At 40.4% G+C, this 15978-nt stretch carries 13 protein-coding genes; 7 read left to right on the forward strand and 6 right to left on the reverse strand.

Annotation, left to right across the window (positions count from 1 at the left end):
* Window position 1 precedes the first annotated feature (1 nt).
* Window positions 2–1309: a sensor histidine kinase gene (locus ESV85_RS17105; RefSeq protein ID WP_146919745.1), complete on the forward strand. Its 1308-nt coding sequence runs from the start codon at window positions 2–4 to the stop codon at window positions 1307–1309.
* Here ESV85_RS17105 and ESV85_RS17110 read toward each other — a convergent pair.
* The 6 genes from ESV85_RS17110 to ESV85_RS17135 form a co-directional block, all read right to left on the reverse strand.
* The gene (locus tag ESV85_RS17110) at window positions 1306–1866 is read right to left on the reverse strand and encodes a lactate utilization protein C (protein ID WP_146919747.1); all 561 of its coding nucleotides are present in this window, start codon (window positions 1864–1866) and stop codon (window positions 1306–1308) included. The two genes, ESV85_RS17105 and ESV85_RS17110, sit on opposite strands and share 4 nt — an antisense overlap.
* Window positions 1863–3224, reverse strand: a complete 1362-nt coding sequence (locus ESV85_RS17115; protein WP_146919749.1) for a lactate utilization protein B — start codon at window positions 3222–3224, stop codon at window positions 1863–1865. Before ESV85_RS17115 ends, ESV85_RS17110 begins: the two co-directional genes overlap by 4 nt.
* Window positions 3221–3979 (reverse strand): (Fe-S)-binding protein, encoded by a 759-nt coding sequence (locus ESV85_RS17120; protein ID WP_146919751.1) that lies wholly within the window; start codon window positions 3977–3979, stop codon window positions 3221–3223. The genes ESV85_RS17115 and ESV85_RS17120 overlap by 4 nt, the downstream gene beginning before the upstream one ends.
* Window positions 3980–4092: 113 nt before the next feature.
* A complete protein-coding gene (locus ESV85_RS17125; protein ID WP_146919753.1) occupies window positions 4093–5418 on the reverse strand; it encodes an FGGY-family carbohydrate kinase in 1326 nt (441 codons plus the stop codon).
* Window positions 5419–5428: 10 nt separating this feature from the next.
* Window positions 5429–6463: a GntR family transcriptional regulator gene (locus tag ESV85_RS17130; protein WP_146919755.1), complete on the reverse strand. Its 1035-nt coding sequence runs from the start codon at window positions 6461–6463 to the stop codon at window positions 5429–5431.
* Between the two features lie 55 nt (window positions 6464–6518).
* Complete coding sequence (locus ESV85_RS17135; protein ID WP_146919757.1) at window positions 6519–8639, reverse strand: bifunctional aldolase/short-chain dehydrogenase; 2121 nt, start codon at window positions 8637–8639, stop codon at window positions 6519–6521.
* 801 nt (window positions 8640–9440) lie between these two features.
* Here ESV85_RS17135 and ESV85_RS17140 point away from each other — a divergent pair.
* The 6 genes from ESV85_RS17140 (at window position 9441) to ESV85_RS17165 (ending at window position 15948) form a co-directional block, all read left to right on the forward strand.
* Window positions 9441–10715: a TIM barrel protein gene (locus tag ESV85_RS17140; RefSeq protein ID WP_146919758.1), complete on the forward strand. Its 1275-nt coding sequence runs from the start codon at window positions 9441–9443 to the stop codon at window positions 10713–10715.
* 28 nt (window positions 10716–10743) lie between these two features.
* The gene (locus ESV85_RS17145; protein ID WP_146919760.1) at window positions 10744–12216 is read left to right on the forward strand and encodes an arylsulfatase; all 1473 of its coding nucleotides are present in this window, start codon (window positions 10744–10746) and stop codon (window positions 12214–12216) included.
* Between the two features lie 207 nt (window positions 12217–12423).
* Window positions 12424–13443 carry an SMP-30/gluconolactonase/LRE family protein gene (locus ESV85_RS17150; protein ID WP_146919762.1) on the forward strand — a complete coding sequence of 340 codons (1020 nt, stop codon included), beginning with the start codon at window positions 12424–12426 and terminating at the stop codon, window positions 13441–13443.
* Window positions 13444–14324: 881 nt separating this feature from the next.
* Complete coding sequence (locus ESV85_RS17155) at window positions 14325–14687, forward strand: transmembrane 220 family protein (RefSeq protein ID WP_146919764.1); 363 nt, start codon at window positions 14325–14327, stop codon at window positions 14685–14687.
* An 82-nt stretch (window positions 14688–14769) separates the two neighbouring features.
* Window positions 14770–15519: an NIPSNAP family protein gene (locus tag ESV85_RS17160; protein WP_146919766.1), complete on the forward strand. Its 750-nt coding sequence runs from the start codon at window positions 14770–14772 to the stop codon at window positions 15517–15519.
* Window positions 15520–15591: 72 nt separating this feature from the next.
* Window positions 15592–15948, forward strand: a complete 357-nt coding sequence (locus ESV85_RS17165; RefSeq protein WP_146919768.1) for a hypothetical protein — start codon at window positions 15592–15594, stop codon at window positions 15946–15948.
* Window positions 15949–15978: the final 30 nt, after the last annotated feature.

Raw genomic sequence — 15978 nt, forward strand, 5'->3', positions numbered from 1 at the left:
TATGCTGCTTACCAAAGGCTTGATGCTTTCTGAGGAGAACGTTACCAATCTGGAATACATCCAGAAACAAATAGCTATTATAATTTCACTTTTAGCATTTGTGTTATTATTGCTGCTAGGTATTTCGGATATATTTCTGGGTATGTCTCCAGTCATTGTTTGGGTTAAAATAGGACTTTCCTTTCCATTTATAATAGCCTATTTTTTGGTTTCTAAATATGGCAGGGTACAACTGGCATTAAATATTTTGCTGGTCTTGGCTCACGTAGTCATTTGCTTCAATTTCCTCTATAATGATGGGAATGATGGTCCTACCATCTATGCTTTTTTCTTAATGCTGGTTATTTCTTCCTTGCTAATTCAGGGCTGGCTTAAAGGGGTTTGGTTTATTGGTTCTATATCTATGTTTTTTATCCTTTTTTATGGGGAAGCACAAGGGTATATAGAAGTTGTCCATTATTATGATGGTCCCGAAAATCAATTTATTGATCATACTATCTCGATCATGTGGATTAGTATGTTTGTATTTACTGTTCTACATTTTTTCATTAAAAGTTACCAAAACCAAAGTCAACTACTCAATAAAATAAAGCAGAGACAAGAGCAGTCTCTCGAGGAAGTGAAGATGCTCAACGACCAGAAAAACAAGCTTATTGCCTTACTCTCTCATGATTTAAAAAATCCTATAGGCATGCTTCATACCACCCTCGGACTTGTGGACAAAGATGCGTTTGAGCCAGGGGAATTGGAGCAAATTCTCAGGAATTTGAAAGGGCAAAGCTTCCATTTGAATAAGGTATTGAACAATACCTTGAGCTGGGTAATGACCGAATTGGAGGATACGCCTATCCAGCTTCATCAGATTAGCTTGCGAGAACTTACGTTGGAAATGAAAGAGATGATGCTAGTCCAAGCTATTGAGAAAAACCAGACGATAGAAGTATCCATAGAAGGCGATGATAGAGACATTTCTTTAGAGATCAATGAGATTAAGATTATTCTAAAAAATTTATTGGATAATGCTATCAAGTTTTCTTCCATGAATTCAACGATTAACCTGGATCTTAATATCAATAAGAAACAATTAAGCTGGTCAGTCTGCAATCAAGGAGCTACGATTTCGCCTGCAGATCAGAAAGAATTGTTCGTTTTCCGAGCTAGAACTTCTTATGGTACGAAGAAAGAAAAGGGGACAGGTGTAGGCTTGCCTCTGTGTAAAAGAGTAGCTGACAAAATTGAATTTGAACTATGCTATAGTAGCACTAGAAAAGATCACAACTGCTTTACTTTGACCAAAAAGTTGGCTTAAAGAATCACTACTCTTAGGCTCATTGCTCCGTGAGCGCCTATTACCAACGATTGCTCGATATCAGCGGTCTTGGAAGGCCCAGCGATAAATACACCAAAGCCAGAATTTGTGTCTCCAATTCTATCATAAGCTTCGTGCATATTTCCCACGATGTTTTCCTTCTTGATCACAATCACTAGGTGTGCTGTGATAAAGGGGATTGCTCTGAGGTCTAAATTGCTTTCATCCAGCCAAATTGCAGCATTCTCTGCCGAAGCAAATTGTCCTTCTATAATCGCCAAATCCAGATCTGCAAAATCAGCGGGATGCTGTGGTAGTTTACAATTGGTAAAGGCTTCAAAGGTAGGAGAGGAACTGTATATTTTTGGAAAACCAGTTTCTATTATCAACTGTTCAAGTTCCTCTTTACTCACCACAGTGCCTTTATTGCCATTCAAAGAATGAGTGTAAGCCTCTACGAGGTCAGGAGCAACTTCAAAATCAGGAATCTCTGGAAGAGGTTTCTCTTTCATATTCAATCCCTTGATCGCTGCTAATATGGATGCTTTGCTGCTCATTTGTTTCTATTCTTTTTGTACCAATCTTTGAATGATTCTGCTGGTAATTCTGGTAGATTTCTACCTTTTCCCCAAGCATTTAGCGGGTTGTAGATGATGCTGTCAGGCAAGGTCTTCAAAGATGCTCGCATCATTTTCCCTGAAATTTTATAAGCCAATGGGCTTTTAAAGATTCCATTGGCCAATTTCATTGACAGGCCTTTCAAGGACGCTCCTTGTGCTTTGGTGATTTCCTGTCTCCACTCGTAGAGTTGCTCGTGAATGTTTATTTTCACGGGACATACATCGGTGCAGCTTCCGCAAAGCGTGGAGGCAAAAGGTAAGGTGCTGTATTTCTTAAGATCAATTCCTGGGGAAAGTATGGAGCCTATAGGTCCCGGAACAGTGCTTCCGTAGCTGAATCCACCGCTTCGGCGATAGATCGGGCAGGTGTTCATGCATGCTCCACAACGGATACACTTGAGAGAATTTCTGAATTTCTCTCGTGCAAGCTGCTTGGTTCTGCCATTGTTTACCAAGATGAGGTGAAGTTCCTTACCCGGAGATGGACTTCTGAAATGTGAATTGTAATTCGTGATAGACTGGCCTGTGGCGGATCTCGCTAAAAGACGGAGAAATACACCCAGGTCTTTTCTTCTAGGAATGAGCTTCTCTATTCCCATGCAAGCTATATGCGTATCAGCTAAGTGAACGCCCATATCGGCATTACCTTCATTGGTACAGACCACGAATTCACCAGTCTCTGCAACAGCGAAATTGACTCCGGTGATAGCTACTTTGGCTTGCAGGAATTTTTCACGTAGATGCAAGCGAGCTGCGTATGTAAGGTAAACAGGGTCTACATTCCCTTTTTCGGTATGAAGTTTCTCGTGAAAAATATCTGAGATATCCGACTTTTTCAAGTGAATAGCTGGCATCACGATATGACTTGGTGGTTGTTTTAGAAACTGAATAATCCGCTCTCCCAAATCGGTGTCCACTACCTCAATACCTTTTTCTTCCAGGTATGGATTCAAATGACACTCTTCGGTAAGGATAGATTTACTTTTGACTATAGCCTTGCAATTCTTCTCATCGAGGATTTTTCCAATGATCTGATTATGCTCCTCAGCATTTTCTGCCCAGTGAACTTTGATGCCATTTGCGGTAGCATTTTTCTCTAATTCTTCGAGATAAAAATCAAGCTTCGAAAGTGTGTGATCCTTGATCTGAGAAGCTAGTTCTCGAAGCTTTTCCCATTCGGGGATTTGATGTATAGTTACATCGCGCTTTTGGCGAACGATCCAAAGTGTGTCATCATGCCATTTGGCACGTTCTTTATCTTGCAGAAATACGGTCGCATTTTCCGGATGGCTCATGACATGACTTGGTTTAGGATTTCTGCGAAATGCATGAGTTGTACGTTGTCTTTGTCTCGTGTGGCGATTCCCTGCATGTGCATAATGCAAGACATGTCTCCACCGACGATGATTTCTACGCCTTTATCTACGTGATCTGCGATTCGGTCTTTGCCCATTTGCACGGAGATAGCTTCTTCGCTTACAGCGAAAGTCCCGCCGAATCCACAGCACTCATCTTTTCTCGTCAATTCCACTATTTCCAATCCCTCCAGATCTTTCATCAGCTGGAGCGTTTTATTGAAAGCGGGTTCATTAAGTTCTGTATTACTGGCAAGCCTTAGGCCTCGAAGTCCATGGCAAGAAGCATGAAAACCTATTTTATGTGGAAAGCTACCTTTGATCGAATCCACTTTAAGTACGTCGGTGATAAATTCACTGAGTTCGTAGATGTTTGATTGTACGTGTTCTTGGTTTTTCTTGAGCTTATCTACTTTTGGCGAGTGCTCTTTGACGTGCAATACGCAGCTACCAGAGGGAGCAACGATATAGTCAAACTTGGCGAAATCACTAATGAACTTGGATGTCGTGCCAGCAGTGTCTGCTTCGAAACCAGCATTAGACATAGGTTGTCCACAGCAAGTTTGGCCGAGTGGATAGGTGACCTTACAGCCAAGTTTCTCCAACAGTTCTAGAGTAGCAATTGCTACATTGGGATAAAACTGATCGATGTAGCAAGGGATAAATAGGCCAATATGTGGGACGTCTTTTTTCATCTGTTTATAGTTAGATTTTCAAAGGTCAGATGGAATCTCGCCTGATAGATAATCATTCCTTCCTGTGACGCTTGCGATATGCTCGATTTCATAGGAAATGTAAATTAAACCATCTAGTCCATTGATACCAGCATAGCCGCGCCTAATGCTGAGCCATTCGGGAAATCGCTTGGAATGATCGTTAATTCAGGAAGCTTTTTGCGAAGCATCTCTACAAAGATATCGTTGGCATTGAAGCCACCATCTATGAAAAGCCTACCTACCGGGGCATTGTCTAGAACAAGTTTAATGGCTGCAGTCTGCAGATCTGTGAGCTCATGGACAAAGGTGTAATATGCTTCATTAAACTCTTGGAAAAGAGACCAGTCATTCTCATTGGCTTGAGCTAATCCGTAATCCTCAGGTTTGAGGTAATGAAAGTGAATGCGCTTGGCTTTGTGATCTCGCACTTTTTCAAAAAGAGTCGCACTGAATTTTAATTTCTTATAGGTGCCAAGAGGCATTTGGAAGTGCTCATACAGCTTTTCCACCTGATATTTGTGCTCTTCTCCTATGAATAGTCGGGAGATTTTAATGGGTTCTCCTTTGATACTGAGAAACTGCAGGCAGTCCCGTTTAAGCTCTTTTTTCTTGAGCTTGGTTTTGTTGGATGGATTGATGCAAATAGCCCAAGTGCCTGTAGATAGCAAGGCAAAAGGTTCTTTTTCTTGCTTGATGTAAGGAAGTAAAGCGGAGGAAGAATCATGTACTCCGATTCCGCAGGGGATGTTGCCAAGTTCTGGTTTGGTCTTTAAGAGTGTATTTCCAGGCACAATAGGAGGAAGCAATTTTCTGATTTCTTCCCGATCTACCCAGGCATGGTAATCATTTGCTTCGTAATCCCAGAGTCCGGTATGACAGCCTATGCTGGTGTAATCAGAGACCATTTCTCCCGTAAATAGGAAACTCAGGTACTGAGGAAAATGGAAGGAATGGGCAATTCTTTTGAAGAAATCCGGCTTAGCGTATTTTATAAAGTAGAGCTGCAAACCCGAATTGAGCATGGCCAAAGGTGGAGAAGATGTGGCTCTACAGAAACTCATTTTTCCTCCATTTTCCTCATAAAACCTATTCAACAGGTCTTCAGGGAAAGGTTTCAGGTAATCATAAAGTGGAGTGGCTGGAATACCATTCTTGTCAATATGCACGAAAGAAGCTCCATGACAGGAGAAATTCAATCGTTTAATCTGATATTCTGTTGACTTCAGTGCATCCTTAAATGTCTTTAGCATCCACTCTTCAAGCGGTGCCAGAGGTTCACTCGGGAAATTGTCTTCGTCTGGAATAGGATCTAGACGTATGTAGGAACTGTATACTTCGGTTAGATTTTCATCAAAAAGAAAGAACTTTTTGTTCGTCCTGCCGATGTCAAATACTGCCGTTACTGGGATTTTACTCATAGTTACGCTATCAGAGCGATTTTCGGATGATCATCTTGAATGGGTTCTTCAGAGGGATTTTATCTTCTTCACCTAGGATTTGATTTGCGATTGTGGTTCCCATTTCGACGAAATCAGTGGAGATAGTGGTAATTCCCTCTGCCAAAATTTCCTTCAAAGGAGTCTCGTTGTACGAGATGATTCCTATGTCTTTTCCAAGTTGAAAGCCCTGCTCACGGGATTTTTTCACAATATTGGCAAGGTCAGTTTCTGCCAATACGATAAAGGAGTCTCCTTCATACAGTTGTTCATCATCGATTCCATCTAGTATTAGGTTGTTGAAATTGTGGAAGAAGCAAAAACGCTTAAATCCATCAATGATCTCAACTGGATACATATCCCCTTTTGGGAAAACAAGAGTCAATCTCGTGTATTTCCTTAAGTGGGTAATGCCCGATTCAAGTGCTTCGAGAATGTCTCTAGCAAAATCCTGATAAACTCCTGGGAATTCGTTTTCATGATTTTTCACGTCACGATCCATTATCAGGAGTTTATCTTTAGGGATTTGCTGGATAAGGTCATAGCACGTTTCTGGATGAGTGTTCTCATCAAAGAAATGAGGTGCCAAGACATAGTAATTATAGTGCCCCAGATTTCGCTCCAAAAGGTTTTCGAAAATCGTACGATTATAATGGTGGATCTGTAAATCCACCGTCGCTTGATTTCCTAAAGTCTCTACAATAGAGTAGTAGATGATCTTCTTATAAGAACTTAGCTTATTGAAGATTAATAGAACCTTTACTTTGTTAGTCATATTCGTAGAACTCACGTAGAAGCCTTTACCTCTCACAGAAGTGATGATGCTACGATCCCGAAGTTCATTGTAGGCTTTTTCTACAGTATCACGGGAAAGCAGAAAGTCGAAACTCGTCTCGTTGATAGATGGGATTCTATCTCCGATTTTGAGTTTACCACTATCAAGATCATCAAGTATGAGATTGACTACCTGCATGTATTTAGGTGTCCGTGAGTCCGTGTGGATCTTTTCCGATTTGTCAACTAACATAGCATTTTGGGTTATTGTGGGGTACTAGGTGTAATCGAGGTTTATTAATTCAAGTCTATCTTGGGAATGCAGCAGCTAGTCCGCCGTCTACATTAAGCATATTTCCTGTGGTTTTGCCAAGTTGACCGCTTACAAAAACGAATGCTGCGTCTGCGATGTCGCTGGTTTTTACACTTTCTTTCAATAAGGTACGATTAGCATAGAACTGAGGCAAGTCCTTTACTTCAATTCCGTATGCCTTAGCGCGATTTTCGCCCCATCCACCTTCCCAGATGTTTGAGTTTTCGATCACTGCATCAGGATTCACCACATTGACTTTGATTTTGTCTTCAGCAAGTTCTGCAGCCATTAATCTGGACATATGAAGTTGAGCTGCTTTAGCAGTACCGTAAGCAACGTTTTTCGCTCCGGCTACCAAGCCGTTCTTACTTGCAATGTTTACTATATCTCCACCATGGCCTTGAAGCTTCATGATTTTAACTCCAGCTTTGGAGATGTGATATTGACCCATTACCAAGATATCATTCAGTCTGTCCCAGTCTTGATCGGTGTGATCTTCAAATGACTTGCTGATAGAAATACCTGCATTGTTGACCATGATGTCCACTCCACCGAATTGTAGGCAAGTAGCCTGCATAGCAGCTTCTAAGCTTTTTCCATCAGTCACATCCAGTTTCACTGCTAAGAATGCGTCTTTTCCATATTTCTTCAAGAGTGCATCGCTGGTCTGCTGCAATCTGTCTCCATCAATATCTGTTACTACCACGCAAGCACCTTCTTTGATGTATTTCTCTGCGATAGCTAAGCCGATTCCGCCAGCACTTCCAGTAACCAAAGCTACTTTTCTAGAAAGCGGCTGCTCTTTTGGCATTCTCTGAAGTTTTGCTTCTTCAAGTAACCAGTATTCAATATTGAAAGCCTCCTGAAGAGGTAATGATACGTATTTAGAAACAGCTTCTGCACCACGCATTACGTTGATTGCGTTGATGTAAAACTCACTTGCCACACGGCTAGTTTGCTTATTTTTTGCGTAGCTGAACATGCCCACACCTGGCCAGATAATGATTACCGGGTTTGCGTCTCGAACAGCGGGGCTATTAGCATGTTTATGCTTCTCATAATAATCAGCATACATTTCTCTGTATGCTTGGAATGCTACATTGATTTGTTCTTTCAAAGCAGTAAGATCTGAAAGATCTGCATCAGCAGAAATATCCAAAACCAAAGGAGAAATCTTTGTTCTCAAGAAGTGATCAGGGCAGCTTGTTCCCATAGGAGCCAATTTGCTTAGATCATTACTATTGATGAATTGAAGGACTTCAGGTGCATCCGTGAATGTACCAACCATTAGGTTTTCCGAAGAAGCTAGTCCCCTTAGTAAAGGAGCAAGTTTAGCTGCTTGACTTTTTCTTTGCTCAGGAGCTAGAGATTGTACTTTTTCACCTCCGAATACAGGACGATTTTTCCCGTAATTCTGAGCCAAGTATTCAGAAGCAGTTTCAATTACTTCCAAGCTATTCATATAGCACTCAAAGGCAGTATCTCCCCAAGTGAAAAGTCCATGCCCACCAAGCATAATGCCACGGATTCCTGGGTTTTCGTCAAGTGCTTGCTTCAGTTGTAGTCCAAGATCGAAACCTGGTTTTTGCCAAGGCACCCAGGCAATCTGGCCGTCCCAAAGATCCTTCGTGATTTGCTCTCCATCCTTTGCTGCTGCAATAGCAATCGCAGCATCTGGATGCAAGTGATCAATGTGCTTGAATGGCAAAAATGCGTGTAAAGGCGTATCAATGGAAGGTGCTTTAGACTTAAGGTCGTAGATACAGTGATTGAAAAGTTCAACCATCTCATCTTCAAATTCCAGACCTCTATAGATTCCTTTCAAAGCTCGAAGTTTGTCTACATAAAGTCCGGCTAAGCCAGCTTTTGTCAAGGTTCCGATGTCTCCACCTGAGCCTTTTACCCACATTACTTCTACCTTTTCATTGGTAAGTGGATCCGCTTCGTAGGTTTTGCAACTAGTGTTTCCACCGCCGTAATTTGTGATTCTCAGATCGGCTCCAAGTATATTTGAACGGTAAATAAGAAGATCAACTTCTTTGCCCTCTAGTTTGGATGCGACTGCATCATCCCAAAGGTAACTTACGTGCTTAAAGTTTTGTGTTGTTATGCTCATTGCGTTTAGCAGATTGTTCTGATAGTGAATATGGGTGAAAATATTACCTGAGGTATCCTGTGCTGTCTTGAATACAAAAGGAATTTTATTGATTTATTAGATTGTTAATCGTTGTAATATTTTGACTATAACATAAAATCACTTGTTTATTTGATTAAAATAGTTAATAACCAAATTTACTTTGGTTACGGATTGAAAATAGTAGTATGGAAACGGTTACTACCTGAAGCAATCACTGTTAATTTATTTGCGATTTATTATAAACTTAATCTAGACCGTAATTTAAAAAGTAATAATCAAAATGCATGAAGACTATAATAGTAAGTGTCTGCGCTTGAAGAGTCTCAACTATTCTTCTATTTACTTCAGACTATTCATGTGTTTTGCTTAGTTTAATCAGAGCTTCAGCTATTGTTGCTCGACCAAAACTTGCGCTCCCCAGTTATTTTTTGATTGTTAACTAGTTTGAAATGAGTTGAGCTATTGGCTCTTCCAACAACAGAAGGGATTTTAACCTGATTTTTGCATTATCAGTATGCTACGAAAATCAAAAAATAGATTTTGGATGGTCGTTTTTGAACTAGTACATCAAGGGTATAGCAGTGATTTCAATATAATGTATTGAATAGTAGGAGACTAATCATTTTTATTTCTAAATCAAAGAATCTTGTTACATGAGATAGCACATCTGCCTTGTTCTTTTTGCATAGAAATGCTAGGGTTTTCAACGACATCCAAACCGATTCCATTTGCCCATTTTTTGAGCAATTCGAGTAATAGAGAAACAACAACACAGTAAACATGAGAATTACAGAAGACCAACTAGCATCTTTTTCTTCCACTGACTTTCATAACCGTTCGATTGATCTTTTGCGTGAGCGATTCTCAAAGCAAAATTTGAATTTTGAGCATGTTATCCGTAAAATTCAGGGATTTCAGATTGCTATTCCCAGTGCCGCTTTGGGAAATGGCAGGGCGAGAAATAAGAAGTCAAGGACAGGCGGTGAGCCTAGAAATCTAAATGAAAAGCTGGAAGATATCGGGCTGTTACAGCAATTGACCTGCAAGACCAATTCTGTTTCTGTATATATTCCATGGGATATGCCAGAGGATTATCAGGAGGTAAAAGGCTTGGCAAATGAACTCAATTTGGAGTTTGACTCGATGAACAGTACTAGTTCTCAGGATCAAAATCAGAAGCAGTATGCCAAGTTGGGATCCTTGGGTAACCCTAACAAAGCTATTCGGGAAGAGGCTATCGCTCATAATGAGGATGTAATCGATATAGGTAAAAAGCTCGGGAGCAAGGGGCTGACAGTTTGGATGGCTGATGGGAGTAATTTTCCTGGGCAGTCCAAATTTAGAAGTACGCTAGGATGGACGGAGGAGTCACTTCGTGAGATCTACGAATTCATGCCGTCGGATTGGGATCTTATGTTGGAGTACAAACCTTATGAGCCTAATTGTTATCATACAGTTGTTCCTGATTGGGGAACTTCATCTATGCTCGCCAAGAGATTGGGATCACGTGCTAAAGTACTGGTGGATCTTGGTCACCATTTACCCAAAACGAATATTGAACAGATCGTAGCTACTCTGATGTATCAGAACCTTCTCGCTGGATTTCACTTCAATGATAGTAAATATGGTGATGACGATCTGAACCCTAGTAGTGTTAAGCCTTATCAGTTGTTTTTGATTTTCTGTGAACTAATAGGAGGTGACCAAGACGGGGCTCAAGCTTGGGATAGTATTTCCTGGATGATTGACGCAAGTTATAATACTCAGGATCCTTTGGTCGATTTAATTCAAGCTTTGGAAGCGATTACGATTGCCTACACCAAAGCCATGCTGGTAGATAGAAAGAGATTACAGGAGTGCCAGCAGAATGGGGAAGGATCACAAGCACAGGAAATCCTACAAATGGCTTATTTGATAGATGTAAGACCTTTGGTGTGCGAGGCCAGAGTTCGTGCTGGGGGAGCAGCAGAACCCTTAGAAGCGTATAGGGTTTTGATGATTCGCAATAAACTGGTTCAAGAAAGAGGCGTGAAATCTTATAATTCAATATTTTAGCCAGAAGTAAATCTTATTATCTTAGGGCATGTTAAAATGCTATACTAATCTCCTAACGTTACTTTTTCTTTCCTCCTCACTAGTGTTTACTGGTTTTAGTTCAAAAGAGGAAAAGACGGTAGAAGTAGAAAAAAAGACAAACATCATTTTTATCCTTGCAGATGATCTCGGATATGGAGATCTGGGTTTTTTGGGTCAACAATACATAGAGACACCAAACATAGACCGACTTGCGAAAGAAGGAATGTTTTTCACGAATCATTATTCAGGTGCTACAGTCTGTGCTCCATCTAGATCTTCCTTTTTGACAGGCTTGCATACGGGGCATACACCTATAAGAGGTAACCGGGAAGTTCAGCCAGAAGGTCAGTATCCTATGCCTGATTCCATCCCCTCCATAGCCAGAGTGATGGAAAGTGCCGGTTATAAGACTGGTGCTTTTGGGAAATGGGGTTTGGGTTTCGTGGGAACTACCGGAGATCCTAATAGTCAGGGTTTCGAGGAGTTCTATGGGTACAATTGCCAGAGATATGCGCATCGATATTATCCTGCGCATCTTTGGCACAACAGTAATAAAATTGTTCTCGAAGGAAATGGTTGGGTAGAAAAAACGGTTTATGCTCCTGATGCTATTCAGAAAGAGACGATCTCTTTTTTAGAAAATAATAAGGATAATCCTTTCTTTCTTTTTATGCCCATCGTAATGCCTCACGCAGAACTAGCCGCACCAGAGGATGAAATTATTCAAAAGTACAGAGCCAAATTCGGTGATGAGAAGCCGCATCCGGCAGGTAAAGGAACTGAATATGGTCCTGATCTAACTATCTCTGCGTACCAATCACATCCAACTCCGCATGCTGCTTTTGCTGCGATGGTGGAAAGAATGGATGTGTATGTAGGAGAGGTCTTGGCTAAGTTGGAAGAATTAGGCTTAGCTGAAAACACTTTGATCGTATTTGCTTCTGATAATGGTTCGCACCAAGAAGGAGGGGCCGACCCAGACTTCTTCGATAGTAACGGGCCTTATCGCGGGCACAAACGTGACTTATATGAAGGCGGTGTACGCACGCCTATGATTGCCTGGTGGCCAGGTAAGATCAAAGCTGGTTCGCAAAGTGATCACATTTCAGCATTCTGGGATCTCATGCCGACTTTCGCTGCGGTGGCTGGTACCAAAGCGCCAGACACTATAGATGGGATTTCATTTTTGCCAGCTTTATTGGCTCAAAAAGACCAGAAGGAGCATGAGTATTTGTATTGGGAATTTCACGAGCAAGGAGGGAAGCAAGCGGTGAGACAGGGCAAATGGAAAGCGGTGAAGCTTCAGGTTTTTGGTAGTAAGGAGCCTGTATTCGAGCTCTATGATTTAAGTGTGGATATAGGGGAGCAGAATAATATAGCGACAGAAAATCCGGAAAAAGTTAAGGAATTGGAAGGCTTGATGAATTCATCGCATATTGCAAATCCGATTTTTGGTTTGCTGCCTTCAGAGCGGAAATAAGATAAAATACAGGAGTATAAATGTGAAAAGGCGGAGAATAATCCCCGCCTTTTCGTACCCAATCTATTTACTGTTAAAACCTTTGAATAATTGAATATAATTATGAAATAGAATTTGAGTGTCCTTCTCTGTCCTGTCTTATTCTTATATATTCATGATATTATTACTTCTCCATACTTTTAAAATAGATAAATTAAATATTCAGATATGAGAAATTCAAGTATTTTATGCCTCCTTGTTTCAGCTTTTGCCTGCGCCAGCCCTAAAACATCTTCTGATACAGAGGTGGTAGAATCTCCTTATAAGACGGTTGGTTCTGTGGAGAGAATAGATTCAGAGATCAATTCATTGATAGCTGTCGGAGCTGAAATCGAAGTTATCGCTTCCGGATTTGAATGGTCTGAGGGGCCGCTTTGGCTTGCTGATCAGAATGCATTGATTTTTACAGACGTGCCGACTAACAAAATCTGGAAATGGACAGAGGCTGACAGTCTGAGTTTGTTTTTGGAACCTTCTGGATATCTAGGCTCAGAGACAAATAAGAAAGAGCCAGGAGCAAATGGCTTGATTCTGGACAGAGATGGAAATCTAATTCTTTGTCAGCATGGAGAAAGACGTATTGCAAAAATGAATTCTCCGCTCTCCGCACCGACATCTGATTTTACTGCATTGGTTTCTGATTACAAGGGCAATAAATTCAATAGCCCAAATGATTTGGTTCTAAATAATTCTGGACAATTATTCTTTACAGATCCGCCTTATGGTCTGGATGATTGGGATACCAAGGAATTGGATTTTCAGGGTGTTTACAGATTGGATACTGATGGAAGTTTGACTTTGCTATTAGATAGTCTTAGTCGGCCAAATGGAATAGGGTTAAGTCCAGACCATAAAACACTTTACATAGCTCAATCTGATGCTGAAAAAGCGAGGTATTATTCTTTCAGCTTGAATGAGAATGGAGATGTTTTGAGTGGGAGAATTTTATTGGATGTTACTTCAAGTGTAGGGGATGAGCTGCCTGGGTTGCCTGATGGTTTGACAGTTCATAGTTCGGGTACTCTCTTTGCTTCTGGGCCAGGCGGAGTTTGGGTGATCAGTTCGGAGGGAAAGCACCTAGGTACTATCCTGACTGGTGAGGGTACGGCGAATTGTACTTTTGACAGCGAGGAGAAGTATTTATACATCACTGCAGATGCTTATTTGATGAGAATCAAAGTCAACTAAATCCGGGTTCGAACCAATTATCTGGGATGGGTATCCAGATGTGATTAAAAAGTTGATAACCATTTATTTAAAGTGAATAAGTGTGTTGATTTAGAATAATATTTGGTGGAAAGATAGTGGAGAAATAAGGTCTTTAAATCTTGCGATTAGGTGAAATTAGGAAGATATTTATTAAACCAAGTAAGAGATAAAAAGACCGAGAGTACGATCTCGGATACAGATTGAAAGCTCGTAATTAAAACATGAATGGTCAAAGACCTCAGGGTATTTGTCTGAAATGGATTACCACAGAAGTGTTAATTGATATCTTCAAAACCGCAAGGTGGAGAGGGCGGAGTTTGAAAGTCAGTATTAGGAATCCGGGTAACTGGATGAAAAGTCTTTAAACAGTAGCTTGGCTCTTGTTGATGACTATGGTTATCAGTGAGAGAGAGGGAAACAATCGCAAGAGGGTTTCCCTTTTTGCTTTTTAAGACTTTTCTGGGCAATCTCCGATCTCAATATTCCATTCTTACACACAGCCATGAAAGGTAAGGGTCACCTGAAAATAGAATACTGAAGATAAATGCTCATTTTTTAGGATTTTGATATGAGCTAGCATTAATTAACGGCAGTATGTATTATTCAGGAAATGTTTTTTGTTTCTTTCAAAAAGTCTGAATCACTTCTTAGTGAACGAGGTAATATCCTGCTTTTTATACCTATTTAAGTCAGCAAGTATATCTTCATTTGTTAACTCGGCGGGCTAGGTATTATAGTTAGAATGGCAGAGTATTTTGACAATTCAGAATAATTTATCAGATAATTTGTTGGATAGAAGTAGTAGTAAAATAATTAAGTTTCTTTGTTTTCTGTAAATTTGACCAAAACCCTAAAATGCTATGAAGTTTAATAAGATCTTTTTTGGAATATGGATTTTCATTTTCGCGCTATTTGCCTTTTGGCAATTTAATGATCCAGACCCTGAAGTTTGGGTGAGTATTTATGGTGTAGCGATGATATTTTGTCTTTTGGGGACCCGTGGAGTCTTTCCGAAAATTCCTTTGACTATTCTTGCAATTGGATGCATCATTGGCGCTATTTATTATTGGCAAGGAGATGTGGGAAGCTGGGTTTCGCAAGAAGTAGAACAGCATAATCTTAGTATGAAAACTCAGTCTATGGAAGAGTCCAGAGAGACTTTTGGACTATTAATTATCCTTGTAGTGATGCTTCCTGCTTTGTGGAAAGCCTGGAAGAAATAGGAGACAATTTCAGAAAGATCAATTCCCCAATTGAGATAGCTCTGATTACCTATTTTCCCTAAACTAATCAAACCAAACAACCATGAAAAAGTCAATTCTAAGTTTACTAGTTATGTTATTCGCCTTTGGCAGTTTTGCGCAGCAGTTAAGTGGAAGTACGTCTACCTATTTTGAAATTAGGAAGTACTACGCTAACGAAGGCAAGTTAGACGATTTGATAAAGCGCTTCGAAGATCATACGATGAGCCTTTTTGAGAAAAGTGGAATGGAGAACATTGCCTATTTTCTTCCAATAGACAACACCGATAATTCCCTGACATACATCTTGGGCTACCCAGATGAAAATTCTCGCGATCGGATGTGGGCAAAATTTGCTAATGATCCAGAATGGCAAAAAGCGAAGAAGGAATCAGAACTGAATGGAGGCCTAGTAAAGGGGGTAGATCAAACTTTTATGAAATTGGCGCAAGGACTGAATGATACCCCAAAGAATCAGGAAAGTGGAGTCTTTCAGTTAAGGACCTATACTTGTTTTGATGGAAGGCTAAATAATCTAATCACTAGATTTAATGATCATACGCAGGATTTGTTTGAGAAGCAGGGCTTGCGAAATTATCCGTATTGGGTTACAGTAGAGAAGGACGGAAGTCAACCAAAGTTGGTTTATCTTCTTGCAGACAAGGATCAAGAATCTTTTGAAAAGAATTTTCAAAACTTCATCAAAGATCCGGCTTGGGTAAAAGCTAGAGATGCTTCGGAGGCTGATGGAAAGATTGTAGAGAAAGTGGATGCTGTGTTTTTAAAGACTTTGCCTTTTTCTCCTTTGAAATAATTAGAGTGTAGCGTAAAGGTTGGACTGTCCGTAATAGTATCAAACTACTTGCTTTCTAGAAAACTCTTTACCATGAAAAAGTCTATTTACCCTATTTTATTCATTGTACTAATCGGTTTTGCATGTGAGGAGAAGGATGACCCTGCCACAGCCTGCGGAGTGAGTGATCCCATAGAAAATCTTCCTTGGCTTAAGCTATTGGCTGAAAGTGCCTCAACTGGAGGATTTTCCGAATATGCTTATATCACTCAAGCTAAATACAAAGGGAAAAGAGTTTTTTATCAAGGCTCTTGTTGTCCCAATTGCAGTTGGGCATTGATCTTACTTGATTGTGAAGGGAATAGAATAAATGAACAAATAAGCTTTGATGATTTGGAAGACAGCGAGGTTATCTGGCAGCCGGCAAACTCAGAGTGTGTTTTTGGGTAAAAGGAAGTGATATTCTAGCTAATCTTCATT

This window comes from Algoriphagus aquimarinus (assembly GCF_007997215.1).
In the GTDB taxonomy this organism is placed as follows: domain Bacteria; phylum Bacteroidota; class Bacteroidia; order Cytophagales; family Cyclobacteriaceae; genus Algoriphagus; species Algoriphagus aquimarinus_A.